Source organism: Clostridium sp. UBA1056 (assembly GCA_002316385.1).
Classification (GTDB): domain Bacteria; phylum Bacillota; class Clostridia; order Clostridiales; family Clostridiaceae; genus Clostridium_J.
This window is the reverse complement of record DCDL01000024.1, coordinates 224,958-250,165: the sequence shown is the minus strand read 5'-3', so window position 1 is coordinate 250,165 and position 25,208 is coordinate 224,958. Positions and strand designations below refer to the sequence as shown.

Below are 25,208 nucleotides of genomic sequence, written 5' to 3'. Positions count from 1 at the left end.
AGGATAATAACTATAAAATCTATAGCTATTATCCTTTGTTATTTTATTCATCCCCCAAGGGATGAGCTTTAACTGCTTCTCTCAAAGTTTCATCATCTACATGAACATATATTTGAGTAGTACTTACGTTTTCGTGACCTAGTATTTCTTGAAGAGTTTTAACATCTACACCACCATGTTTATGAAGGAGAGTTGCAGAGGTATGCCTTAGCTTATGAGGTGTATATTTATCGGTATCAAGACCTGCTGCGTCTACATATTTTTTTATTATTCTTTCCACTGTTCTCTTATTGATCCTTCTATACTTTCCACTTATAAATAATGCTTCCTTATCTTCACAATGAACCTTATCCGCAATTTCATTTCTTACTATAAGATACTTATTTATGGATTTAATAGAAGCTTTATTGAGATAAATGGTTCGTTCTTTATCTCCTTTACCAATAACCGCAAGAGTATCACCCTTAATATTTGCTGTGTTAATACTGCAAAGCTCTGATAATCGTAAACCACAGTTTAAAAATAAGGTGATTATACATAAATCTCTAGGTGAATTCTTATCTCTATTATTAGCTACAGCTAGTAAGTCTTTACTTTCATCTAAAGTTAAATAAATAGGGGAGCGTTTTCCTATTTTAGGGCTTTCTAAGTCTAAAGTCGGATTAGTAGATATAAGCTTAGCTTTTGAGTATAAATAATGGAAAAAAGACTTCAAGGATGCAATCTTTCTAGCTTTTGCATAATTCCCATTTTCTCTTATATTCTCTAAGAAGGAGAGATAAGTATAAAAATCAACCAATTCTAAATCCTTAAGGTAATCAGAAGATATATTGTCAATAGGAATATTTTCAAATATAACATCTTGGGATAATGTGACTTCATTATTATGCACTTTAAGAAATTTAAAGAATAAAGTTAGATCGTAGGCATAGGCAACCAAAGTGTTATTAGAAACACCTTTAACAGAAGAAAGATAACTTAAATAATCTTTTAATATTTTAGGTAGAGAATTATCTTGCATATAATTTATTTTAGAATTCATAAAATCCATCCCCCTTTTAGTTTTTACATGATAATGTCGCGAAACTTATATTTCACGACATTAATTATTCTATGAAGAAAGGTAAAAATCCTTTAAAATAACAAAAAATTATTTATAGTTTATAGTACTCCTGCTAAAATAGCTCCATATATACTTTTGCGTAATGTATTAATAGCTCAAATAATGTTATTTTTATTTTATAAAAGCAATATGATATAATATATTTTAGGAATTAAATTATTATAATAAAATTATAAACTTGTATGCTAGAAATACATAAGGAGGATTTTCAATGAAAAATAAACAAGCTACCCTATCTATTGTCTCTGTAGTAATATTAGGTTGTATTCTCATGGCACTAGTAGAAATCTTAATTACACCTAGTTATTTCATAAAATCCTTAATAAAAATGTTCACCTTTCTACTCTTACCTTTAATTGTATGTATAAAAAATAAATCAATTTCCTTTAAATCACTTTTTAATGGCAATAAAACAAGTATACTTTGTGCACTTATATTAGGTATAGGTATATATATTTTTATTTTAGGAGCTTATTTTATTTTAGGACCGTATTTTGATTTTTCTATGGTTACCAATAATTTAGAGAATAATATAGGAATAAATAAAACTAACTTTTTATTTGTAGCATTATATATTACATTTATTAACTCTCTTTTAGAGGAATTCTTCTTTCGAGGATTTTCTTTTTTATCTCTAAAAGGAGTTGCTTCTAGAAACATACACATATTTTTAGTGCTTTAGCCTTTGCTATTTATCATGTGGCCATTATGAATAATTGGTTTACTCCCCTACTGTTCATTTTGCTTATAGTTTCACTATTTGTAGCAGGATTAATTTTTAATTACCTTAATGAAAGGTTTAATAATATCTATGTATCTTGGATAGTTCACATGTCGGCTAACTTAGCTATTAATACAGTAGGATTTATCCTATTTGGAATCATAAAATAAGCTGGAATACAATTGTATTCCAGCTTATTTTTATCCGATGACTATCAGCTCTAATACTCCCATCTTCTTCAAAGTGTGAGTAAAGAGCTGCTACGTCCCTGGATAACGATTTCTAACCTTCGAAGAAGCTAAGAACTCTGTTTATATTATACGTTTATTTCTACTTGTTCACCTAATTCATTTTTATGAGCATCTAGTACTGGTTTAATATATTCATCTATAAAATCAACTACTTGACCGCTAGCTCTTCCAGTAAACTTACTTGGAGCTATAATAGATAAAATTTCTTCTCTTGATAATCCAAAAGATTCATCAGCTAGGATTCTTTCAATTAAATCATTCTTCTCTCCAAATTCTTTTACTTGTCTTGCAGCAGCTAAGGAATGAACTCTTATTTTTTCATGAAGTTCTTGTCTATCACCGCCACGTTTAACAGCTTCCATCATAATATTTTCTGTAGCCATAAACGGTAGTTCGCTGTTAACATGGGCAGCTATTACCTTTTCATATACTACCATATTAGAAGTTATATTTATATATAAATTAAGTACTCCATCAAGGGCTAGGAAAGCTTCAGCAACTGATATACGCTTATTAGCTGAATCATCTAGGGTTCTTTCAAACCATTGAGTTGCTGCAGTAATTGCTGGATTAAGAGAATTCACAATTATATATCTTGAAAGCGCACTAATTCTTTCACTTCTCATGGGATTTCTCTTATATGCCATAGCTGAAGATCCTATCTGATGTTTTTCAAAAGGTTCTTCCATTTCTTTCATATTTTGAAGAATTCTCATATCATTACTAAACTTATATGCACTTTGAGCTACTTCTGATAATGTATTTAATATTATAGAATCCAACTTTCTAGAGTAAGTTTGGCCGGTAACAGGATATGCTTTTTCAAAGCCCATCTTTTGGCATACAATCTTATCTAATTTTTTTACTTTTTCTTCATCATTATTAAATAAAGACATAAAACTAGCTTGAGTTCCTGTAGTTCCCTTTACTCCCCTAAATTTCATTTTATCAATTACAAAATCAAGATTTTCTAAATCCATTAATAGCTCTTGCATCCAAAGAGTAGCTCTCTTCCCTACTGTTGTAAGTTGGGCTGGCTGAAGATGTGTAAATCCGAGAGTAGGAAGATCTTTATATTTTAAAGCAAACTTACTTAATTGATCTAGTACATTTATAACTTTTTTTCTAATTAATATAAGTGCATCTCTCATGATAAACAAATCTGTGTTATCTCCAACATAGCAGCTAGTAGCTCCTAGATGTATTATTCCCTTTGCTGAAGGTGCCACAACTCCATAAGCATATACATGGCTCATTACATCATGTCTAACTTCTTTTTCCCTAGCGGCAGCTAATTCATAATTAATATTTTCAATATTATCTCTTAGTTCTTTTATTTGTTCATCAGTTATATTTAATCCTAGTTCTTGTTCTCCTTCAGCTAATGCAACCCAAAGTTTTCTCCAGGTCTTGAATTTCATCTCATCTGAAAAAATATAGCTCATTTCTTTAGATGCATATCTAGTATTTAATGGTGAATTATATGTATCTCTCATAACAACCTCCGTACAAATATAAATTTTTATCTAATATCATTCAGTATTATAACATACTTTATAAGCTAACGTCCAATTAAAATTCGTGTTATTTATAATAATAGGTTATTTTTACTGTTCTATTTTCCCCAAGTATGTCATATATATTAAACATAAAATATATTAATGGATGTTAACATATAATAATATAATTAAGGTGGGGGGAAAGTTTTTATGTGTAAAATCAGTTTGTTGGATAAAATATCATTTATACTTGTTATTATAGGCGCAATTAATTGGGGTATATTTGGACTCTGCAATTTTGATCTTATTCATTTCATCTTTGGTTTTTCAGATATGCTAGCTAGAGCAATATATATATTAATAGGTCTAGCAGGTGTAAATTTAATTAGATTCTTATATTGTCTTAATAAAAAGTAAAAGTTTTAATATTAAAATGTAGGACAAAGTATTAAGGGTAAACTATACCCTTCGTCAAGTACACAATAAAACAGGCTATCCACCTGGAATTTAAATTCTAGGTGGCTTTTTTAATGTGGAATATGCCTGTAGTTAAATATATATAATATTTATTAGGTGCCATTTTCATAAGATCCCATTGATATCCCTCATTATTATAGTATTCTATATATTTATCAATTTCAGGCTTAAGTTGTTCAAATGTTTCACATTGATTTAGGTTTAGTTTATCATTCATATATCCCCAAAATAGTTCCCGAGGAGCATTATCCAACAATTACCATTTAGAGATATTGGCTTAGTTAAACCTTTTGATTTTATCAATTTCTGAAAAACTTAGTGCTTGTATAGTGAATTCTTGATCTTAATGCAAATAAACATCTATTGACATAGTATAGGCTTCATTAGCTAGCAAAAGATGTATTGTATCCATAACAATGGGGAATTCAAGTAATTCACCTAACACATAAGGTAGTATTTGACGTGTACAGCCATCTTTGATAGTTTATAGATACGCACACTTACCAGAGGCATAGTATATCCAGGGTACAGTTTACCTTCGCAACTCTATATAAGACATGTAATTATAATGATCAATACAGCTACGGAATAACTATTACCATTAAATCTTTCCCAATATTAGTAATTCTGACCCCTTTTACTCCTATACTAACTTCATCTTTATAATTTTTAAATTTTCATACAAAGGCAGTATGCAGTATTATAAATAATAGAGCTTTTCAGTAAAATAGACTTATAAGCTGAACAAATATACTTAATTATATATGAAGCATTTTAAAAAGTCATAAAGTAAACTTTTTAAATATGAAACATTTTAAAAAGTTGTTCCTTCCATGAAAATTTTAGGATATTTATTTCTAGAATTCTAGATAAAACATGGAGCATTGAGCAGTGTAGTATTTTTAGCTAACGCAAACAGGTTATATTAATAATTAACTAATAAAATTTTATTATGTATTTATAGATGATATAATAATCTATATAATATTAGATTATTGGAGGGATAATATGAAAATTGCTTTTATTGGAGATACTCACCATAATGAAAGAGCTATAGAAGTAGTTACAAAATACATAAATAATCTTGAAATAGATATAGTTATCCATTTAGGTGATTGTGTAGAAGATATAAAATTAATTGAAAAAAGCTTTAAGGGTAAAATACACGCAGTAGCTGGAAATTGCGATTTTTCTAATATATATCCTAAAGAAAATGTTATTAATATTAATGGAGTAAAAATTTTCTTTACTCATGGAGACTTATATAATGTGAAGAATACTATGAATAGTATAGCTATAAAAGCAGAAAGTATTGGTGCTGACGTGGTACTCTTTGGACATACTCATATACCACTGAGAGAGGAATATAGAAATATAGTATTCATGAATCCAGGTAGTATTCCTAAGCCATCACCTTGGGCTAAAGGAAAATATATAGGCTTTATAGAAATTAGTGATGAGGGAGTTATAGCTACTGCTGAATTAAAAAATATAGAATTATAAAATAAAAGCCCTCTTTTGAAGAGAAAGTGTGAAATTATTTCTGTAAATAGCTTTCTATGATAATTACTTTAAAGGCATGGAGGTCATGATTTGACTCCCATGCCTTGATTTTAATATGATAGTAAATAAATATATTAATACTATTAATTAAATATTTAATGTGCCATATAAGGTATGAGTTATAAATATGATATTACCTATTGTCAAATTTAAATATAATACCTTGAAGTAATTAACCTACTTAAGTTCTATCCAATATCTTTGAGTTATTTCATTTTCATTTGTAACTTCATTTTCTAGAATTCCACCATTATTTATAATAGTCTTAGCAGAACCTATATTATTTTTATCACAAGTAATTAATGCCTTATTTATACCTAATTCTTTTGCTATAGGTAGTGCTAAAGATAGCATTTTTGAGGCATGGCTCTTTCTACGCTCAGAAGGTCTTATACCATATCCTATATGTCCCCCATACTTCAATAAGTAGTCATTTAACTCATGTCTAATATCTATAGCACCATAAATTTTATTATCATCATCTACTAGAAAATACATAGAAGAAGGAACTCTCTCCCTTTCATACATATTTTCTGATTCATACTCTTTCCAAGTAGATATCAAATCTTTATAGTTTTTATCATCTTGTTGAGATGCACTAGGAACAATCTTTTCTCCAGTAGCTTCCCACTCAGTAATATATTCCATATATTCTTTTTCCATAGATAGTTTAGGCTTAACTAATTTCAACAATTCTATCACTCCTTACATCAATTATATATTTGTTAAAAATTAATCTTACAATTTAACTTCGTAATTTTCAAATAATTAAATATATCATATTTATCTTTTAAGCCTTTAAATAGCACTTCTTCATAGCAATAATGTCCACTAGTATAAAGAAATTCTTACTTTTTCCATAATTAACTTGTCTATATTTTGGAGAATAAATTTAACATAATCTATATAGATTATGTCTTCATCTTCTTTATATAACTTTAGCACTATTTGCATAATCCATAATTACAACTCACTATTTAGGCAATTATCTATACTTTTCATCATGAAATCAGCAAAGCTTACCATATCCTTTTTATCAAAATTACCCCCTATTCCCTTCTCATAACAATTTAAAGCTTCTTCAACAGTGTTTATATACTCCTTTGGAAGATTAGAACATGCCCATTGTCCACCTTCTTTTTTTGAAGAAATATATCCTTCTTTAAGATAATATAAAACTCTGCAAAGATTAAGAGTTTTATATACTGGAGAAAATATTATTTCTTTTCTTGAATCTTCTATGTCATTATAAACTGATTTTAAGTAGTAATTTCTTGGTATAGGGGAAAATACTTCTTCTCTGGGTTTCCCATATATACAAATGCCTCTAGCCATTATCACTGTGATATGCGCAGCCAAATCAGAGTCTTCTCCATCTTCACACAAATAGTTATAATCAGATTCATAATTTGCTTTATGTAAATTAGAATAGTGAAGTATGTATGGTGTTGGATATCTAAAGTTTTTTGCATCTTTTTCTAAAATTACACTCATCTCAAAACCTTTTCCTGGTCCATCTTTAGATATCTCTAATAAAATATCTATTAGTTTTCTTTTGTTGCTTACGTCTAAAGGCTCTCTTACTATAACTAAAAAATCTATATCACTTATATCAGGGTTAAAACAATTCATAACTAAAGAACCGTGAAGGTATATGCCTATAAGATTATTATTTAAGATATTCTTATAACTATTTACTATATTTTCTAATATTGCTGTTACATTCATCATTTTATATCACCTCTTTCCTGTAATTCATATTTTTCATTAATGCTTCTCCTTAATCTTAAATTTTATTTATTGAATGGACTTTAAATAGTAGTTATATTATAACATTTATATAGGGATAATTCATAAAATTCAAACCATAATATTCAAATTAGTGTATAATATTTATATGTTTGACTTAAGAGACACAGTGCTAGAATTATAATAGAAAGAATACTCCCATTACTACTGGACATAGAGATTTTATAGAAGTGAAACCTATGAGGGAAATAGAAAATTTAATTAAGGAGATCTAATTATGAGTATTTATTTAAAAGATATTGATGGAGAGAATTGGTTAAACATAATTATGCTAACTACTAATAAAGATGGTAATCATAGTATTTTTGAAGAATTTATTGCCTCTAATGCGCTATCTATAGCCCAATCAAAGATAGAAGAAGGTTGGATTATTAAAGGTATATGTAATAATGATGAGATTATTGGATTTACCATGTATGGTTACTGCCAGAAAACTAAATTTTATGAGTTATGTAGATTTATGATTGATTATAGATACCAAGGCAAGGGTTATGGGAAAGAAGCATTACAAATTATTATTGAAGAAATGAAGAAAATTGAAGGATGTAAAGATATTTATTTATCAATAGATGAAAAAAATGTGATAGGGAAAAGGCTTTATGAAAAAATAGGATTTAAAAACACTGGAAGATTTATTGATGGCGAGGTATTGTATGCTTTACCTTTATATGATGATATGGTTCATGAGAAATCCTGTGGAGGAATAGTATATAGGAGTGTAAATAAAGAAATTAAGTATTTACTACTAAAAAGCATTGGTGTAGATGGTTATTGGGGATTCCCAAAAGGTCATATGGAATATTCAGAAACTGAAGAGGAAACAGCATTAAGAGAAGTTTTTGAAGAATGTGGACTTAAAGTTAAACTAGTTAATGGATTTAGAACTATAGATCGCTATATTATTAATGATATAGCTAGAAAAGAAGTAGTGTTATTTTTAGGAGAAGCTGATAATGATAGTTTAACTCAAATTCAAGCAGAAGAAATTGAAGATTACAGATGGTGTAATTATGAAGAAGCACAAAGTTTATTAACCTTTGATAATGGGCGAGGAATTCTTCATGAAGCAAATAAGTTTTTAAATAATTCAATAAATGGAGTTGATTAATATTCTTATATGAGGAAATAAAATTCTTAGAAATTCTAAATAATTAGAAAGGCTAGAAAGGCTAGAAAGGTAACCTTATTGGTTAGGTTACCTTTCTAGCCTTTAACTATTTTCAGCTGCAGCCTGTGCTTTTTCCATCATGTCTTTAACCTTCATTAGACGGCTTAAAGCACCTCTTTCATTTTCATCTAGCTTCATTTTAATATACTTAATTGTTTCTTGAAGCTGTGGAATTGTCATGTATTCTAGAGCATTTACTCTTCTTCTTGTCTTCTCAATCTCATCGGCCATAAGCTGACAAGACTTTTCTACTTCTGCAAGTTCTAGAAGTTTAGGAAGAATTAAATAAAGCTGCTCTATTGAGTTATCAAGTTCTGAGGAAGTACTATAAAATCCATAAGGATATATACTACCTGAATCTCCTTCTAGCTTACGTACAAAGTTCATCACAGGTACATTTACGCTCATTATGTTTTTTTCTGCTAGCTCTAAAGATATACTTTCCTTAGGATAAGAAATAGCTTCTTCCAAGAACTCAGGTGATATAGCTGCTGATGCCATAAGAAAATCCTTAAAGGCACCTTGAAGTTTCTCTTCAACTTCACCACGTAGCTTATTGTTGTATTTTATTAGATCTATGAACCTTCTCATTAATTCATCTTGTTTATCTTTAAGAAGTTTATGCCCTCTAGTTGCTGTAGTTAGCCTTTTCTTTAACTTTGATAGCTCCATTCTAGTAGGATTGACATTTAATCTTGCCATATGCTATGCCTCATCTCCCTTAGGCATATACTTTTCAAGGTATTCATCTCTAATTCTCTTAAGCTCTGTAGTAGGAAGTATGGTTAGAAGCTTCCATCCAAGAGATAAAGTTTCTTCTATGCTTCTATTTGCATTGAAGCCTTGTGAAACGTACTCATTTTCAAAAGCCTCAGCAAACTTAGCATATTTCTTATCTGCATCTGAAAGAGCAGATTCACCTAGAATTGCTGATAATTCTTTTGCTTGCTTACCTTGTGCATATGCTGAAAATAATTGGTTCATAGTATCTGCGTGATCTTCTCTAGTCTTACCTCTACCTATTCCTTTGTCTTTAAGTCTTGATAGTGAAGGCAATACATCTATTGGAGGCATTATACCCTTTTGATATAGCTCCCTAGATAGAATAATTTGTCCCTCAGTTATATATCCTGTTAAGTCTGGAATAGGATGAGTTTTATCATCTTCTGGCATTGTAAGGATAGGTATTTGAGTTATCGATCCTTCCTTACCTTTTAATCTTCCAGCTCTTTCATAAAGAGTAGATAGGTCAGTGTAAAGATATCCTGGATATCCACGTCTACCTGGAACTTCTTTTCTAGCAGCTGATACTTCTCTTAGGGCTTCTGCATAGTTTGTTATATCAGTCATTATAACAAGTACGTGCATTCCCTTTTCATAAGCTAAATACTCAGCTGTAGTTAAAGCCATTCTTGGAGTAGCTATTCTTTCTATAGCTGGGTCTGAGGCTAAATTCATAAATAGTACAGACTTATCTATAGCACCGGTCTTCTTAAATTCATCTACGAAGAATTGAGCTTCCTCGAAAGTTATACCTATAGCTGCAAATACAACAGCAAATTTAGAGTCAGAATTTAAAACCTGAGCTTGACGTGCTATTTGAGCAGCTAATTGTGCATGAGGAAGTCCTGATCCTGAAAATACAGGTAGTTTTTGACCTCTTACTAATGTATTAAGTCCATCTATAGCAGATATTCCAGTTTGAATAAACTCAGATGGATAATCTCTTGATACTGGGTTAATAGGCTCACCATTTATATCTACTCTCTTTTCAGCTATTATACTAGGACCACCATCATTTGGATTTCCCATACCATCAAATATTCTTCCTAACATATCTTCTGATACTCCAAGTTCTAGAGGTCTTCCAAGAAATTTAGCCTTAGTTCTCTTTAGGTTTATACCAGTTGAACCTTCGAAAAGTTGAACCATTGCTTTAGAGCCATTAACTTCTAAAACTTTACCTCTTCTCTTTTCTCCAGTTTGTAACTCTATTTCAACTAATTCATCATATTTAACGCCTTCTACACCTTCAACAACCATTAAAGGTCCTACAACTTCTGTAACTGTTCTATATTCCTTAAGCATCTAGAACCCCTCCTTCGCTAATTAATCTATTAATTTCTGATACTAACTCATCAGCGACATTATTGATAGTGTCAATATTATCCTCAGCAATATATTTACTTCTTGCAATTTTATCTCTCATTGATAAATTTAGTATATTATTTAAATATACTCCAGCTTCTAAAGCACGTTCAGCTTCCTTTTTAAATAAAAGAATTAGTTTTAACATTTTATGTTGTTTATTAAGCGAAGCATAGGTGTCTATTTCATGGAAAGCATTTTGTTGTAAATAGTCTTCTCTAAGAGATTTTGCAACCTCTAATTTTAATCTATCCTTTTCAGATAAAGCATCTATACCTACTAATCTAACAATTTCATCAAGGCTAGCTTCTTCTTGTAGTAGTGTCATAGCTTCAACTCTTAATTGAGACCAATCTGATGCTACTTCTTCATCCATCCACTGCCCTATACTATCTAAGTATAATGAGTATGAACTTAACCAGTTTATTGATGGGAAGTGACGCTTATATGCTAGCTGGGCATCTAGTCCCCAGAATACTTTAACTATTCTTAAGGTAGATTGAGTAACTGGTTCAGATAAGTCTCCACCTGGAGGCGATACGGCTCCAATGGCAGTAACTGCTCCTTGTCTACCATCTTTTCCTAAGCATATAACCTTACCAGCTCTTTCATAGTAATCTGCAAGTCTTGATCCTAGGTAAGCTGGATATCCTTCATCACCTGGCATCTCTTCAAGTCTACCAGACATCTCTCTAAGAGCCTCAGCCCATCTTGAAGTGGAATCTGCCATTATAGAAACTGAGTATCCCATATCTCTAAAGTATTCTGCTATAGTTATACCAGTATAGATACAAGCTTCACGAGCTGCAACTGGCATATTTGAAGTATTAGCAATAAGTACTGTTCTCTTCATTAAGCTTTCACCAGTTTTAGGGTCCTTTAATTCTGGGAATTCATTAAGAACGTCTGTCATTTCGTTACCACGTTCACCGCATCCAACGTAAACAACAATTTCTGTATCCCCCCATTTAGCTACTTGGTGTTGAACTACTGTTTTACCTGCTCCGAAAGGTCCTGGTACTGCAGCTGCTCCACCTTTAGCTACTGGGAAAAATGTATCTATAACTCTTTGCCCTGTAACCATTGGCTCTATAGGCTTTAACTTACTAGCATAAGGTCTACCTTTTCTAGCTGGCCATTTTTGCATTAGTGTTAATTCTTTATCACCTTTTTCAGTTCCCACAATACATACAGTCTCAACTATAGTAAAGTTACCTGATTTTATTTCTTTAATTTTTCCTTTTACTCCATAAGGAACCATTATCTTGTGAAGCACTACGGCAGTTTCTTGCACTGTTCCAATAATATCTCCAGCCTCTACCACATCTCCAACTTTTACTGTAGCATTAAATTCCCATACTTTTGTTCTATTTAATGATTTAACTGCAACACCTTTTTTTAGAAAATGAGAATTTGCAGCTTCCTGCATAGCATTAAGTGGTCTTTGGATACCATCAAACATAGATTCAATTAATCCTGGTCCAAGTTCTATACTCAATGGTTCTCCTGTTGTAATTACTGGATCTCCAGGTCCTATACCAGAAGTTTCTTCATAAACCTGAATGGAAGCTTTATCGCCTCTCATCTCAATGATTTCACCAATAAGTCCCTTTTCACCAACTTTTACAACGTCAAATATATTAGCATTATCCATGTCCTTAGCAACTACTAATGGACCTGAAACTTTAACAATAGTACCATTCTTCAAGTTTTTTACCTACCTTTCTATAAGATATTTACTCCAACAGCTTTTTCTACATAATCGCTAATTTTTTGTTTACCAATATTTAGCGTACCTTGATTGCTTGGTATAAGTATAATTGCAGGTATAAGCTTTTTATTATACCTTTCAATAGTTTCATCTAAATGCTGAGCTAATTGCTCAGTTAAAAATATTACAGCATAATTTTCAAAAGCCATTTTATCTACAATTTTTCTTGCTTCTTCAGCTTCAACTGCTGGATAAACATCAATTCCTAAGGCCTTAAATGCTAGTATTGAATCTTTATCCCCAACTACACCTATCTTATACATATAGTTCACGCAACCTTTCTCTGATAACTTCAGTAGCAACCTTATTAATCTTTCCTACCATAATAATTCTAATTATTTTAATTTCAGTTTCTTTAGCAATGATGTGTGCAATGATAGGTTCAGGTCCGAAGTTAACTCGCTTTGCATCCTTTGCATGGTCCATAATATAATTATCATAAAGTGTATCTAAGGAAGAAATATTACCTGTGGCCATATATTCTTCTAAGATAGCGTGAAGTACCTTTGAGTAAGGAGTTCTAGATATTTTACTTGTAAAGATTTCTAAAGATTCATTCATACCATCAATAAATAAATTATGATTTATAGTTCCACCAGGTATTAATACACTTTCAAGAAATCTTCCATCTTTATTTTGCTTTTTAACTCTAAGCATAGTTTTTATGTTAGTAATATCTATAGATTCATTTATATATCTAGTTATATATTCAACATTTATAGCCTTTGCTTTTTCTAACATATCTTCAAACATATATTTATCTAAAAGAGTATCAATTACTTGAGGATCAGAATTAACCTCAAACTCCCCTTCTACCTTAGTTACAATTTCTCCAGTATGCTTATCTAAGGATTTTAACTCATCAGATAATATAGAGCTTTTAAGAGTTTCTAAAGGAATAGTTCCTATTGGTATTAAAATATTAGATAAATCCTTACTCAAAGCTTTTGCTTTTAATAAAACTTTGATATTATGATAATCATATTTTATACTCATAATATCTATAATTTCTTTCATAGGAGATATTTTATATAAAGTGCTATAAAGATTTACTAGCTCTTCTTTAAGGACTTTTTCATAATCATAAACTGAAGCTATATTATTAATAAGATCTCCGTAGGTGGTCTCTTGTAAAATTTTCAAAACCTCCTGAGGACCATCACTATCTAATAATCTCTCAATTCTATTTTTATCAAGGAGTCTTTTTTCCATTACCCTTAATCGAGCTACAGCATGGGTAAAATCCATTCTGTCCATTTAAATACCTCCTTATTATTCTGTAAACAATATTTTCCCAACTTCATACTCTAATTCATATTTCAGTGAGTTTACAAGTTCTTCAAAAGAATTGTTTATTTCAATTCCATTTTTGCTAATGATAAAACCATCGTCTATTTCGTGAGTTTTAACGTTAAATTTTAACTTTCCTAATTTTCCATTAGCTATTAATAATTTATTTAACTCTACTAAAAACTTATCATGTAGCTTTTCTCTATCTAATACGTTTATAATTACTTCTTCATCTCCATCAATATTTAAAGACATTATAGAGTTTTTTACAAATTTATTGAATTCATCTGGATTCATTGATTTAAGTCTTTTTTTAGCTTCCTCAAAGACTTTTTCAATAACTTGTTGTTTTGCTAAAAGCTTTTTATTTCTTACTTCTAAATCTGTTTTAGAAATAATTCTTTCTTTTATAGTTTTACTTTCTATTTCAGCTTTTTCTAAAATAGAAGAAGCTTTTTTATTGGCTTCTTCTATTTTCTTTTTAACTATTTCATCAGCTTTTATACTAGCCTCATTTAAAATTTCTATTTTTTTTACTTCTGCATCCTTTATAATTTTAGAAGTAAGATTATCTAAGTTAGACATATTATTCACTTCCTTAATTAAAAGTTACCGCTCGTTACTAGTAGAAGAGACATTACGAATCCTAAAAGTGCATAAGTTTCAACCATTACAGTTAAGATTATACCTTTTGTATTGTGTTCTGGTCTCTTAGCAAGAATTTGAACTGCTGAAGCTGCTGTTTTAGCTTGAGATATAGCTGATTTCCATCCAGCAATAGCTATTGGAAGACAAGCTGCGAATAAGTAGAACCCTTTACCAAAAGACATATCTGGAGATAATTGTAAAGATACTAAAAGTGCTATAACGAATCCATATAAGCCTTGAGTACCTGGTAATAGTTCAAGGATTAAGACTTTACCAAATTTTTCAGGTTCTTCTGCTAGAAGTCCACTAGCTGCTTCACCAACTATACCAACGCCTTTTGCTGATCCTATTCCTGGTAATGCTGCTGCAAGAGCAACTCCTATAGCTGCAATAATTATTCCACCGTTTTGTGTTAAAAATTCCATCATGATATTTTATTCCTCCTAATTTCTCTATTTTGATATTTTAAAGTATTTAGAGTTATATTTTAAAGGTTCAAAGGCTGTGCCTCCACCTTCATAAAATTTCCCGAAATATTCAAGGTATTGCAATCTAGATGTATGAACATATGAACCTAAGGCATTAATAAATAAATTAAATACATGACCAACTACAAAGATTGCTATACCAAATATAACTGTAGCCCATGATGTTGACACCATACTTACCATTATATTAAATGCATAGGCTATAAATCCAGTTGCAAGTCCTAGAGCTGCAAGTCTAGTATAAGAAACTAAATCACCTACATAGGATGTAATTCCATATAGAGAATAGAACCCTTGACCGAGTTTAGCACCAATGGATTTCTCATGACGTCCATTAGTAAGTACAATTCCTATCATTCCAGCAATAGCAGCATATTTTGCTATACTAATTACTAGATTTGGAACTCCAATGGAAGCTAAATCTACAAAAGCACTTAGTGCCCAAATAATTGATCCACTAAGGGTTATATACCATAAACCTACATCTGCAAAAGCTCCAAAGTAGTCCTTATCTCTTATTTGCATATATGCTTTGATTCCCAGTCCTACATAAATTTGAATTAATCCCATTACTACAGATACAATCATTAATAGTCCTACATTACTATCAGGTTTCATCCATAATGGTTGTATCTTTATAAAATCTCCAAAATAGCTACCATACATTATGCCCCAAAATATAGTTGAAATACTTAACAAGAAAAACATCTTTACTGATTTTCTCATATCATCATCCAAATTAAAGGTAGTAAGTGCAATTAATGTTCCTATAAAAATCAGAAACCCATATCCTGCATCTGATAGCATCATTCCAAAAAAGAATATATAGAAAGGTGCTAGTAAAGGTGTCGGATCCACTTCCTTGTACTTAGGTATACTGTACATGGATGTAATGGTTTCAAAGGATTCAAAGACTTTATTATTTTTTAATTTAATGGGTACATCGTCACCTTCAGCAGCTTCTGCTTCTAAGTAATAATCATTACCCAATGTATTTTTTAAAGTACTTTCAAAATCATTATGCAATTCTTTAGGATAATATCCTTCTATAGCCACAATGTTTTTACTTTTCAGGAAATTTTCGGTAGTTTTTAGTCTTAATAATAAAGAACTGTAATATTCATAAACTATTTTATATTCCTCTAACTTATTAACATGTTCTTTCATACTCTCTTGAATAAAATTATTTTCTGCTTTTATTGATTCAATAGTTTTTTTATACTCTTTTATAACTTCTTTAGGTACTCCATCACATTGAACATCAATCTTACTAAAATTAAAAGACTTTACTAATTGTTCTATGCCAGCTATTTCGTCATTGTGAACTATGATCAGTATGTAGCTGTTTCTACCCATGTTGCTAATAACTTCAAAATAATAATTTTTAGTTGATTCATCTAATTTAAGCCTTAAAGAATCTATATTACCTTGAGGAATTTCACCTAATAGAGCCTTTGATTTTTTCAATCTATTTATACTCTCTACTGAAGTATCCAGGTTTTCCCACGGTTTTAACTCTTCTATGTTGGCCTTTAATTTAGTTATATAATTATGATTCATGTTTATTTTATTATCTTTTTGTTTTAGCTCATTATATACATCTCGCCAATGGGATGTATTGGTAATTTGCTCTAACACATCATAGTTAAAGCTCTTTTTCCCTTCCTTTAGACTTTTTAGTGGGTTAAGCTTTTCACTAAATGTGCTCAAAAGTTCAATAGTAAATTTTACTTTTGATAATTCACCTTCTACTTCAGAAATTTCACTGCTTGCATTATCACTTTTTAATTGATTTAATTCACTAGATTCGTTTTTACTTAAATCTAAGAATTGTACATTTTCGAAAGATTGCAGTTTCTCAAGCAAAGATTTTTTTTGATTTTCAAAGGCTAAGAGCATAAATTTATTCATTTTAACTATTGCCATTGAACTTCACTATCCTCTCAATTACTAAATTAACAGCTAAATCAATTTTTTCTTTAGAAGTATTAACTATATTTTTCACTTCTGCTTCACCTTTAGCCATGGCTGGTTGTGAATTCTCATTGCCTTCATTTAAAGCGTCTGCCTTCATTTGTTTTGATTTTTCTATAGCAGCTTCAATAATAGCATTGTACTCTTCATTTCCTTTAGTTTGAGCATCACTAACTATTTGTTTACTATTTTCTACTGCTTTATCAAGTATGTCTTTTGCAGTAGCTTCTGCTTGTTGTATTTTATTAATTGCTTCTAGGGCCAAAATATCACCACCTTTAAAATATTAACTTATTTTATATTTACCACTTATACGATAGGTATGATTTCTATATTTTGTAATCACAATATCGTAAGTAGTATTATACAACTCATAATATAGATTTTCTAAACGCTTTAGATAATATATTTACATCCATTATATCATTTTAAATATATTCTTCAATAGTACAATATATTAATATAAAAAATTAATATATTGTACATTAAAAATAACAAATAATTTACTTGAATACTATTAAGCTTTTAGTTCATTTTCATGTATAAATATTCTTTCCTTACTATCATTATTTATGAAGGCAATATAATTTAAGAAGTTTTTTACATGACCATCCTCAATAAAACTTTGTATATCATGATTAAATTTAAACACGCTTATTTTATTAATATTATCTATAGATTTTTTATTCATAACATACTCTTTTATACTTCTCTCTTCAGATTTAGACATATCTGTTCTTAGGAAATCAGGTACCCACTTAGTATTATTATATGAAAAGTATTCATATCTTATTATGTCTAACAGTAATTCCTTATCTTCTCCTTTAATATAGTCATTAAATTCAACAAAGAGATAGTAATAGTCAATAGAAGATATACTGCGTTTAAAGTAACCTTTACTATCAAAAAAATTAGATAGTTCATAGTAGAATTCAAATATATCGACAAATTTCTTACTTTCATTAAAGAACTTTAATATATTATAAAATTTACCACTGTTTAGATACTTATCGACCATATGTTCAATTTTCTTTAGTATAATTAACTCATCATAACTAATATCTTTTGTCTTTAAAATTTCATAAGGTGGGTATGGAGAATAAACCATACCCCATTTCTCGCTTTCTTCTCTCATTTCAGATCCCTTTAAAAGTTTTAAAAATCCCAATTGTAATTCCTCTGGACTTATTTCATATACTTCATTAAAAGATTTTCTAAAGGAGTTAAAATCTTCACCAGGTAGTCCTGCAATTAAATCTAAATGCTGTTTAATATTGTTTAATTTATTTAATTCTAATACCTTTTCCTTAATAGTTGCAAATTTTATAGTTCTATTAATATTTCTTAATATCTCATTATTGGTAGTTTGAACTCCTACTTCAAATTGAAACATGCCATTAGGTGCCTTACTTAATATATCTAAGGATTCTTTACTGAATAGATCCGCAGACACTTCAAAATGGAAACATGTATCTTTTCCATTTTCAATAAGGTAACTCCATATAGTATTGGCAAAAACTTTATTACAGTTAAATGTTCTATCAACAAACTTAACTAATTTAACATTTTTATTTATAAAAAACTGTAATTCTTTTAGCACTCTATCAAGATTTAAGAATCTTACTCCATGAGTAGTTGAAGATAAGCAGTATTTACAATTAAAAGGACACCCCCTTGAAGCTTCATAGTATACAATTTTATTTTTTAGATCATCATCAACCTCATAAGGAAACACTATATTATTAATGTTCATCAATGGTCTTTTGCCCCCATATACTATGCCTTCATCATTCTTATAGTATAGCCCCTGTATATTTTCATAATTGTTAGTATCTCCATTAAGTTCGTTATTTATTTTTAAATCAATTAATTCCCTATAAGTTTCCTCACCTTCTCCTTCAATTAGATATTCACCTACATTTTCTCTTAGAAACTCAATTGGATTGTAAGATGTTTCTGGGCCTCCATATACAATTTCAATACTGCTATCAATAAGTTTTATTAATGTGGCCACCTTTTTTACAAACTCTATATTCCAAATATAGCATGAAAATCCTATTATCCTTGGCTTTTCATATAGTATGTCTTCAACTACTCTTTCTTCCCTATCATTGATAGAAAACTCCATAGTTTGACAATTGTAATTTAACTCTCTTGTATAAGCCTTTAAATATCTTACCGCTAAATTACTGTGAATATACTTTGAATTTACTGCAACTAAAACTACTTTCATTTTTATTAACATCCTTTCTTTCTGCCTACAATTCTAAAAGTACCATTTGAAGATATTATTTCTACAATATCAAAATAATCTTTTAGCCCGTCTATAATTTTTGATGAAGTATTATCTGCCAATATATCAAGCAAATTTATTTGAACATCTTTCATGCTTTTATCAGGTAATGAAACTTTTATATTTTTTTGTGAAGTTTTCAAGGGCTCCTTTTCTACATCCCAAATATAAACATACCCATTTTTTCGCATTAATTTATATATATTATCAAAAAGCTTTAACTTTTGTCTATAGGATTTAATTTTATTTAAAGAAAAAAATAATATACAACTATCATAATATCCTTCATTATCACACTCTTTGGAAAGAGTGTTTTCTAAATAATCTACATCTATAAAATTATCATAATACTTATTAGCTTTATATATTATTCCCTCGCTTTCATAGGTAATATCTAATACATTACCTCTAAAGACTTCCTTTTCTAAATTTACAAATAAGTTCTCCATGCCACACCTCCATATTTTCATGTTAATGATACTATTCTTTGTATTTATGCAAATTCCTTTACGATTTAATATTTATTTAATAAGAATAAAAAGAACTACCAAATACGCCGATTGGTAGCTCTTATAATGAGATTTTGATTAATCTTCAAATGGTGATTCCATAGCTTTCATTGTATTATAAAAATCAAGAAGTATTCCTGCAGTAGTATTGCAGGCTCTAAGTAATATGATTTCTGAAATTTCATTAAATCTATCATGTTTGACTCTTATATTTTCGAATGATCTAGCAGTTGCCACAGCAAACTTTGTATTTTCAATTACATACTTTTCAGGAGTTCCATAGCTAATAACGTGCTCATTGAAAGAAATTTTATATCCATTAAGAACCTTATCTATTATGAAACTTTCCAAGGGCTTATGTTTTTTTAAGTTTTTCATAGCATGGGCTGGCACTGTGGAATCTTGTACTAAATGACATGCTGCACCTAAAAGAAATATTGCTTTATTCATATCAGAATTAATACCGTAGAATATGGATGCTTTATAGTACTTTACACATTCTACCTTTGCGTTAGAAAATCCATATAGCCCAATTCCTTTTTCATAATGATAGAAATGATTTGTACTTTTCAAGTCTGAATCAGCCCACTTTACACCTCTATTTAGATCTAAAATATGCTTCATAAAGAAGTTATATTCTTCGATATATCCTTCTTTCTTTAATAGTCTGATAGCTTCTTTATTTATAAATTTATGGACAATGCATTCAGTCTTTTTTATCTTCTTTTTAATAGGATTTGCAACTCTTATAACCGCTGTCATTGTTTTGTTGTAAGTTCTTTCCATTCTCTTCATGTAATACACCTACGATTCTTTAAGAATAATAAAATAATAATATATCTATACATTATTATACTCCAATTTAATCATATTATTTTATTATTTATCATATTTGTCGTAGTATTTATTGGGAACACTAATTTATTAAAATTTTGTCTTTAATAGCTATCGTAAATAAAAATCCATGGTTACCATCTAAAATATATAATTCATCATTAAAAACTTTCATATTCGATACATTACAATTATCCTTTAATGTTATCAATTCACTTGCAACTCCATTTGGTGCACTGAACATTATATTATTCTTATTGCAATCATAAAAATATAGTTGCAATGAGTTTTTTCCATTTATTTTCCCTTTATCATCAATCACTAGCCATTTTAAGCTATTTACATCACTGTATTGATAAGCTGGAGCTGGCGGTAACATAGGATGTTTTTTTAATATTGAAGCATTCTTCAGACTAGATTCCCCTTGAAATCTTGGAGAATCTAGGGGATCACCGCCAGAAAAGTCTGGAAAACCATACCAATAATCTTTTTTTATCTCATAAATGTAATCACTATCATTTTCTACTGGCCTTAGACCTCTATTTTCATATCCTCCCACAGTAGCAAATATTCTTCCATCATCAGTTATGTCCATTCCTTCTACATTTCTTATTCCCCATGCATAGGTTTCAATAGCTTTAGTATTAGTATTATAAATTATAATGGATGAGTTACCTATAGTTTCTCTCTTTATAATCTCATTATCTTCATTGAAGGTTCCCTTTGGTACAAAGCCTCCATTTTCATTTTTATTTACAATTATATCATAAGGAGATATATCATGACCTACTGGATTTTTATCCACCCATTGGTTATCACTTCCGACAACTCCTGAATTAGTTGCAGCTCCAATTGAAATATATAAGTATTGCTTATATCCTTTTATTAATACTTGTCTATAATCACCATTATTGGGTATATTAGTTAAACATTCTTCTAATTTTTTATTATTAACATCTAAACTCATTATAGTATTATCAGTAACAAAATACAATTTATCCCCACTACTTTCCAAGGCAGTAATATTTAAATTTTTATCTTCAATCAATGTATATGGCTCTCCTGCTGATGGAATAGCCATTATTTTGTTTTTAAATGCAACATATAACCCTTTGTCATTCGTAGTAAAGTCTATGGCATTTTTTAATCCCTTATATTTAATCTTCATCTCAATTTCTGAATTCTTAACGTCTATATCATATATTTCACTTTTATCTTTTACTATTAATAAAGAACTAATGGCTACTATTATTAATAGAACCCACCCTATTATTTTTTTCATAGCTCCTCCACTTAAATATTGATTTACACTAATGTATATTTAGATAATTTTCATTAAATTACATTTAGTTAAATAAATGATAAAAATATATGGTTAGAGAATAATCCTCAATTTATCCTCATAAGTATTATTATATTAATTGGAGGTAATAAATATGGGGAAAGATACTTTTTATAGAGATACGTTTGTGTTAACTCTTTCTAATTTAGCTATGGGGGTATTGAGGTTTATGTTTTCGATTATACTCTCAAGACAGTTAGGTCCAGAAGGTGTTGGACTTTATGGCTTGATAATGCCTATATATGATTTGTTTTGTTGCTTAGTATGCGGAGGAATAATTGCTGCAATTTCAAAGGAAACTTCTGCTTATCTAGGCACACATAGATATGAAGATTTACATAAAACTGTTAATGCTTCCTTGGTTTTTATAGTGCTTTGGTCAATTTTTATAGCAGGTATTATGTTTATACTTACTCCACTAATTTGTAACTATATAATTAAAGATCCTAGAGCAATTAAATCCTTATGGATAGCTTCACCAGCTATTATTTTTATTGCTATATCCTGTGTATATAAAGGCTACTTCTATGGAGTAAGTGAGGTAATTAAGCCTTCAGTTATAGATATATTAGAAAAAGCTGTTAGAATGGTTTTGTTGGTAGGAATAATTTACTACTTCTCTCTTAAAACCATTGAAAACACAGTTGCAGCGACTTATTTTTCATTCACCATTGGTGAAGTAATAAGCTTTATATTTTTATATATTTTTTATAGAAGAAGTAATAAAAAGATTCCCTATACTAACAGTGTAAGAACAGATAATAGCTTTCAGTTGTTATTCAACATATTAATTATTGCTGTCCCACTAGCCATAAATGGATTTTTAACTACAGCACTACAAAGTGTATCTACACTGTTAGTTCCAAGAAGACTTCTTGTTGCCGGATTTGATTATATAGGTGCTCTAGAGATAATTGGTAAATTTAATGGTATGGCTCTTGCTATTGTATATTTTCCATTAGTTATAGTTAATTCATTATCTACTGTAATAATTCCGGATATATCCAAGAAGATCAGTCAAAAGGATTTTTCTAATATAAATTCTAGAGTCAATGAAGTTATTAAAATCTGCTTCATGCTAGGAGTATCTACAATAATTATTTGCTTTGTATGTCCTAATTCATTAGGTGAAATATTATTTGATAGAAATGACTTAGGTAGCTATATAAAAATAGCATCTCTTGCAGCTCCATTTATGTATTGTCACTATTGTACTTATAGTATTTTAAATGGTATAGGAAAACAAAAGGTTATACTTATAAGCTCCATTGCAACAGCTTTAATTGAGCTAGTTCTAATATTTATACTTATATCTATTCCAAGTATTAATATTTATGGGTATGGAATTTCCTTAATTGCTACCTCTATAATAGGTCTTTTAATAAATCTATATTATATTGGACAAGTAATAGAGCTATCTTTTCCTATTGGAGAAATAGTAATAATAACATTATTAACAGTACTTATATACTTAGTGGCAACAATCATAAATTCAACAATTAACAATGTCTTTATTATTCCAAAAGTTATAGCTATCATTGGAATTGCATTTTCTTTATTCTTCTTATCAAGTTTTTTAATACGTAGAAGTTCATAAAAATAAGAACCACTTTTGAGTGGTTCTTATTTTTATAATAAATTCTATATTTTCATATTTTAATCACTACTTTAATTTTCTATATATTTTTTTAGGTATAAGTTTTGTAATTTTATTTGGTAGAGAATTTAAATCAGATTTTTTTACTCCACCTATGAGTAATAGTACTATACCATATGCTCCAGCAGATAAAGCTATACTTACTACTGATGCAAGCAAGTTTAATATATATCCACTAAAAATTAATCCGAAAATTCCATTAAATATTTTATATGAAAAAAAGGTTATTATACCCATACATAAACCAGCTATTAATGGTTTTATGAAACAAGGTGTTAATTGTATTCTTCCGTCTATAGAATCATTTATTTGCCATTGGAATAATAAAAGCATTATTAAATAACAAGCTGCATTACCCCAAATAGCTCCCAAAATTCCAAAAGAAGGCATTGCTACTAGTACATAGTTCACAACAATTTTTGCTAAAATTCCAACTACAGAAAATATAGTTACTATGTTTACCTTACCCATTCCCTGTAAAATAGAAGTTTGAACTAAAGTGATAGCATATAGGACTAAAACCCAAGATCCCCATATCAATAGTGGTGCTACTTCTTTATCATAGCCAAGGATTCTTAAAATAGGCATTGATAAAACTCCTAATCCCACAGCGCAAGGTATAGCTATCATAAAAGCAACTCTATAGGAAGATTTAATATTAAACCTAAGACCTTTCTTATTGTCTAAAGCATGAACCCTTGATATAGCAGGAACTAGAGCAATAGCTAAAGCGCCAATCATAGCCATAGGAATTGATATAAGAGTATTGTAGAGAGTTAAATAACCCCATTGGGTATCTACTATTTTTTGAGTTAATCCTGTAGATAAAAGCCTGGACTTTACAATTTTTAAGTCTACTAGAGTTCCAGAGTTTTGCAGTGCAGAAGCTATGGTTATTGGAAATGCATACTTTAGTATGGATTTAACAATACGTCTATTGCTTAGTCTATTAACTCCAGGTTCGTTCTTTTTATGAATGTGATTAGATGAATGTCTTTTATATACTAATACAAAGTATAAAGATGCTCCAACAGCACCTACTACTGTACCTATAGTACCTCCAGCTGCTCCATAAGATACCCCTCTTCCCATAAGTAGATATGCAAATAATAAACTGAATATTATATTTAGAATTTGTTCCCCTACTTGAGATACTGCAGTGGTAGTCATATTTCCTATTCCTTGAAAATATCCTTTATATGCACTCATTAGTGATGTAAATAATAGTGCTGGTGCAAGCCATCTAGTAGCTAATATTGATTCAGGACTATTAAAAATCATGCTTAAAGGTTCAGACCATAAAAACATAAATACAGATAGGACAAGTCCTAATAGTATAAGCAAAGTTCTAGATGCCCTAAAGGTTTTTACTGCATCTCTGTAGTTTCCCTTAGCTTCAAGTTCTGATACTAACTTTGCAATGGCTACAGGTATACCTGCATTAGCTATAGTGTATATATAAGTAAAAATTGTATATGTAGAAGAATATACTCCCCACCCTGTTGCACCTAAAATCTGTCTTAGCAAAGGTGTATAAATTACGGATAACACCTTTACAGACATCATAGATATGGTGAGTACCATAAAGCCTTTAGCTACAGAGTGCTGAGCCCCCTCAGTTCTGTCATTCATATTACCCCTCC

General features: G+C 29.7%; 25 protein-coding genes. 6 read left to right on the top strand and 19 right to left on the bottom strand.

Annotated features, from left to right (window positions below):
* Positions 1-43: 43 nt before the first annotated feature.
* Positions 44-1,042 (bottom strand): tyrosine recombinase XerC, encoded by a 999-nt coding sequence (locus B3W71_RS08225; protein ID WP_346888460.1) that lies wholly within the window; start codon positions 1,040-1,042, stop codon positions 44-46.
* A gap of 292 nt (positions 1,043-1,334) precedes the next feature.
* On the opposite strand from B3W71_RS08225, the gene B3W71_RS08220 reads away from it, so the two are divergent.
* The gene (locus B3W71_RS08220; protein ID WP_346888459.1) at positions 1,335-1,805 is read left to right on the top strand and encodes a hypothetical protein; all 471 of its coding nucleotides are present in this window, start codon (positions 1,335-1,337) and stop codon (positions 1,803-1,805) included.
* A 26-nt stretch (positions 1,806-1,831) separates the two neighbouring features.
* Complete coding sequence (locus tag B3W71_RS08215) at positions 1,832-2,014, top strand: type II CAAX prenyl endopeptidase Rce1 family protein (RefSeq protein WP_346888458.1); 183 nt, start codon at positions 1,832-1,834, stop codon at positions 2,012-2,014.
* Between the two features lie 146 nt (positions 2,015-2,160).
* Here B3W71_RS08215 and purB read toward each other — a convergent pair whose 3' ends face one another.
* Positions 2,161-3,591: an adenylosuccinate lyase gene (gene purB / locus B3W71_RS08210; protein ID WP_346888457.1), complete on the bottom strand. Its 1,431-nt coding sequence runs from the start codon at positions 3,589-3,591 to the stop codon at positions 2,161-2,163.
* Positions 3,592-3,804: 213 nt separating this feature from the next.
* Between purB and B3W71_RS08205 the strand changes: the two genes are divergently transcribed.
* Entirely contained in the window at positions 3,805-4,011 is a 207-nt protein-coding gene (locus B3W71_RS08205) for a DUF378 domain-containing protein (RefSeq protein ID WP_346888456.1), read from the top strand.
* A gap of 97 nt (positions 4,012-4,108) precedes the next feature.
* On the opposite strand, the gene B3W71_RS08200 is transcribed toward B3W71_RS08205, so the two are convergent.
* Positions 4,109-4,324 carry an IS3 family transposase gene (locus B3W71_RS08200; RefSeq protein WP_346888455.1) on the bottom strand — a complete coding sequence of 72 codons (216 nt, stop codon included), beginning with the start codon at positions 4,322-4,324 and terminating at the stop codon, positions 4,109-4,111.
* A 755-nt stretch (positions 4,325-5,079) separates the two neighbouring features.
* Here B3W71_RS08200 and B3W71_RS08195 point away from each other — a divergent pair.
* Positions 5,080-5,574, top strand: coding sequence for a metallophosphoesterase (locus B3W71_RS08195; RefSeq protein ID WP_346888454.1), 495 nt, complete (start codon positions 5,080-5,082; stop codon positions 5,572-5,574).
* Positions 5,575-5,811: 237 nt separating this feature from the next.
* On the opposite strand, the gene B3W71_RS08190 is transcribed toward B3W71_RS08195, so the two are convergent.
* Both B3W71_RS08190 and B3W71_RS08185 read right to left on the bottom strand, forming a co-directional pair.
* Positions 5,812-6,324: a GNAT family N-acetyltransferase gene (locus tag B3W71_RS08190; RefSeq protein ID WP_414632006.1), complete on the bottom strand. Its 513-nt coding sequence runs from the start codon at positions 6,322-6,324 to the stop codon at positions 5,812-5,814.
* Positions 6,325-6,597: 273 nt separating this feature from the next.
* Positions 6,598-7,365, bottom strand: coding sequence for an aminoglycoside adenylyltransferase domain-containing protein (locus B3W71_RS08185; RefSeq protein WP_346888452.1), 768 nt, complete (start codon positions 7,363-7,365; stop codon positions 6,598-6,600).
* Between the two features lie 295 nt (positions 7,366-7,660).
* Here B3W71_RS08185 and B3W71_RS08180 point away from each other — a divergent pair, with 295 nt between their 5' ends.
* Positions 7,661-8,551 carry a bifunctional GNAT family N-acetyltransferase/NUDIX hydrolase gene (locus B3W71_RS08180; protein WP_346888451.1) on the top strand — a complete coding sequence of 297 codons (891 nt, stop codon included), beginning with the start codon at positions 7,661-7,663 and terminating at the stop codon, positions 8,549-8,551.
* A 102-nt stretch (positions 8,552-8,653) separates the two neighbouring features.
* On the opposite strand, the gene B3W71_RS08175 is transcribed toward B3W71_RS08180, so the two are convergent.
* The 13 genes from B3W71_RS08175 to B3W71_RS08115 form a co-directional block, all read right to left on the bottom strand.
* Positions 8,654-9,313, bottom strand: coding sequence for a V-type ATP synthase subunit D (locus B3W71_RS08175; RefSeq protein WP_346888450.1), 660 nt, complete (start codon positions 9,311-9,313; stop codon positions 8,654-8,656).
* Positions 9,314-9,316: 3 nt separating this feature from the next.
* A complete protein-coding gene (locus B3W71_RS08170; RefSeq protein WP_346888449.1) occupies positions 9,317-10,699 on the bottom strand; it encodes a V-type ATP synthase subunit B in 1,383 nt (460 codons plus the stop codon).
* Entirely contained in the window at positions 10,692-12,467 is a 1,776-nt protein-coding gene (locus B3W71_RS08165) for a V-type ATP synthase subunit A (protein WP_346888448.1), read from the bottom strand. The genes B3W71_RS08170 and B3W71_RS08165 overlap by 8 nt, the downstream gene beginning before the upstream one ends.
* A gap of 17 nt (positions 12,468-12,484) precedes the next feature.
* Positions 12,485-12,793, bottom strand: a complete 309-nt coding sequence (locus tag B3W71_RS08160) for a V-type ATP synthase subunit F (protein ID WP_414632001.1) — start codon at positions 12,791-12,793, stop codon at positions 12,485-12,487.
* Positions 12,786-13,787, bottom strand: a complete 1,002-nt coding sequence (locus B3W71_RS08155) for a V-type ATP synthase subunit C (protein WP_346888446.1) — start codon at positions 13,785-13,787, stop codon at positions 12,786-12,788. The genes B3W71_RS08160 and B3W71_RS08155 overlap by 8 nt, the downstream gene beginning before the upstream one ends.
* A 15-nt stretch (positions 13,788-13,802) precedes the next feature.
* Entirely contained in the window at positions 13,803-14,405 is a 603-nt protein-coding gene (locus B3W71_RS08150) for a V-type ATP synthase subunit E (protein ID WP_346888445.1), read from the bottom strand.
* Positions 14,406-14,422: 17 nt separating this feature from the next.
* Positions 14,423-14,896: a V-type ATP synthase subunit K gene (locus tag B3W71_RS08145; RefSeq protein WP_346888444.1), complete on the bottom strand. Its 474-nt coding sequence runs from the start codon at positions 14,894-14,896 to the stop codon at positions 14,423-14,425.
* 24 nt (positions 14,897-14,920) lie between these two features.
* The gene (locus B3W71_RS08140) at positions 14,921-16,882 is read right to left on the bottom strand and encodes a V-type ATP synthase subunit I (protein WP_346888443.1); all 1,962 of its coding nucleotides are present in this window, start codon (positions 16,880-16,882) and stop codon (positions 14,921-14,923) included.
* Complete coding sequence (locus B3W71_RS08135; protein ID WP_346888442.1) at positions 16,869-17,195, bottom strand: ATPase; 327 nt, start codon at positions 17,193-17,195, stop codon at positions 16,869-16,871. Before B3W71_RS08135 ends, B3W71_RS08140 begins: the two co-directional genes overlap by 14 nt.
* Before the next feature lie 252 nt (positions 17,196-17,447).
* Positions 17,448-19,163 (bottom strand): B12-binding domain-containing radical SAM protein, encoded by a 1,716-nt coding sequence (locus tag B3W71_RS08130; RefSeq protein WP_346888441.1) that lies wholly within the window; start codon positions 19,161-19,163, stop codon positions 17,448-17,450.
* A gap of 5 nt (positions 19,164-19,168) precedes the next feature.
* The gene (locus B3W71_RS08125) at positions 19,169-19,672 is read right to left on the bottom strand and encodes a hypothetical protein (RefSeq protein WP_346888440.1); all 504 of its coding nucleotides are present in this window, start codon (positions 19,670-19,672) and stop codon (positions 19,169-19,171) included.
* A gap of 138 nt (positions 19,673-19,810) precedes the next feature.
* A complete protein-coding gene (locus B3W71_RS08120) occupies positions 19,811-20,527 on the bottom strand; it encodes a zinc dependent phospholipase C family protein (protein ID WP_346888439.1) in 717 nt (238 codons plus the stop codon).
* A gap of 121 nt (positions 20,528-20,648) precedes the next feature.
* A complete protein-coding gene (locus B3W71_RS08115) occupies positions 20,649-21,848 on the bottom strand; it encodes a hypothetical protein (protein WP_346888438.1) in 1,200 nt (399 codons plus the stop codon).
* Between the two features lie 154 nt (positions 21,849-22,002).
* On the opposite strand from B3W71_RS08115, the gene spoVB reads away from it, so the two are divergent.
* The gene (gene spoVB / locus B3W71_RS08110; protein ID WP_346888437.1) at positions 22,003-23,505 is read left to right on the top strand and encodes a stage V sporulation protein B; all 1,503 of its coding nucleotides are present in this window, start codon (positions 22,003-22,005) and stop codon (positions 23,503-23,505) included.
* A gap of 66 nt (positions 23,506-23,571) precedes the next feature.
* On the opposite strand, the gene B3W71_RS08105 is transcribed toward spoVB, so the two are convergent.
* Complete coding sequence (locus B3W71_RS08105) at positions 23,572-25,197, bottom strand: polysaccharide biosynthesis protein (protein ID WP_346888436.1); 1,626 nt, start codon at positions 25,195-25,197, stop codon at positions 23,572-23,574.
* Positions 25,198-25,208 lie beyond the last annotated feature (11 nt).

What these genes read in the sequence shown, in the direction of transcription:
- B3W71_RS08225 (WP_346888460.1), bottom strand. Translation starts at nt 1,042, where the DNA reads ATGAATTCTAAAATAAATTATATGCAAGATAATTCTCTACCTAAAATA.
- B3W71_RS08220 (WP_346888459.1), top strand. Translation starts at nt 1,335, where the DNA reads ATGAAAAATAAACAAGCTACCCTATCTATTGTCTCTGTAGTAATATTA.
- B3W71_RS08215 (WP_346888458.1), top strand. Translation starts at nt 1,832, where the DNA reads ATGAATAATTGGTTTACTCCCCTACTGTTCATTTTGCTTATAGTTTCA.
- purB (WP_346888457.1), bottom strand. Translation starts at nt 3,591, where the DNA reads ATGAGAGATACATATAATTCACCATTAAATACTAGATATGCATCTAAA.
- B3W71_RS08205 (WP_346888456.1), top strand. Translation starts at nt 3,805, where the DNA reads ATGTGTAAAATCAGTTTGTTGGATAAAATATCATTTATACTTGTTATT.
- B3W71_RS08195 (WP_346888454.1), top strand. Translation starts at nt 5,080, where the DNA reads ATGAAAATTGCTTTTATTGGAGATACTCACCATAATGAAAGAGCTATA.
- B3W71_RS08185 (WP_346888452.1), bottom strand. Translation starts at nt 7,365, where the DNA reads ATGATGAATGTAACAGCAATATTAGAAAATATAGTAAATAGTTATAAG.
- B3W71_RS08180 (WP_346888451.1), top strand. Translation starts at nt 7,661, where the DNA reads ATGAGTATTTATTTAAAAGATATTGATGGAGAGAATTGGTTAAACATA.
- B3W71_RS08175 (WP_346888450.1), bottom strand. Translation starts at nt 9,313, where the DNA reads ATGGCAAGATTAAATGTCAATCCTACTAGAATGGAGCTATCAAAGTTA.
- B3W71_RS08170 (WP_346888449.1), bottom strand. Translation starts at nt 10,699, where the DNA reads ATGCTTAAGGAATATAGAACAGTTACAGAAGTTGTAGGACCTTTAATG.
- B3W71_RS08160 (WP_414632001.1), bottom strand. Translation starts at nt 12,793, where the DNA reads ATGTATAAGATAGGTGTAGTTGGGGATAAAGATTCAATACTAGCATTT.
- B3W71_RS08155 (WP_346888446.1), bottom strand. Translation starts at nt 13,787, where the DNA reads ATGGACAGAATGGATTTTACCCATGCTGTAGCTCGATTAAGGGTAATG.
- B3W71_RS08150 (WP_346888445.1), bottom strand. Translation starts at nt 14,405, where the DNA reads ATGTCTAACTTAGATAATCTTACTTCTAAAATTATAAAGGATGCAGAA.
- B3W71_RS08145 (WP_346888444.1), bottom strand. Translation starts at nt 14,896, where the DNA reads ATGATGGAATTTTTAACACAAAACGGTGGAATAATTATTGCAGCTATA.
- B3W71_RS08140 (WP_346888443.1), bottom strand. Translation starts at nt 16,882, where the DNA reads ATGGCAATAGTTAAAATGAATAAATTTATGCTCTTAGCCTTTGAAAAT.
- B3W71_RS08130 (WP_346888441.1), bottom strand. Translation starts at nt 19,163, where the DNA reads ATGAAAGTAGTTTTAGTTGCAGTAAATTCAAAGTATATTCACAGTAAT.
- B3W71_RS08125 (WP_346888440.1), bottom strand. Translation starts at nt 19,672, where the DNA reads ATGGAGAACTTATTTGTAAATTTAGAAAAGGAAGTCTTTAGAGGTAAT.
- B3W71_RS08120 (WP_346888439.1), bottom strand. Translation starts at nt 20,527, where the DNA reads ATGAAGAGAATGGAAAGAACTTACAACAAAACAATGACAGCGGTTATA.
- B3W71_RS08115 (WP_346888438.1), bottom strand. Translation starts at nt 21,848, where the DNA reads ATGAAAAAAATAATAGGGTGGGTTCTATTAATAATAGTAGCCATTAGT.
- spoVB (WP_346888437.1), top strand. Translation starts at nt 22,003, where the DNA reads ATGGGGAAAGATACTTTTTATAGAGATACGTTTGTGTTAACTCTTTCT.
- B3W71_RS08105 (WP_346888436.1), bottom strand. Translation starts at nt 25,197, where the DNA reads ATGAATGACAGAACTGAGGGGGCTCAGCACTCTGTAGCTAAAGGCTTT.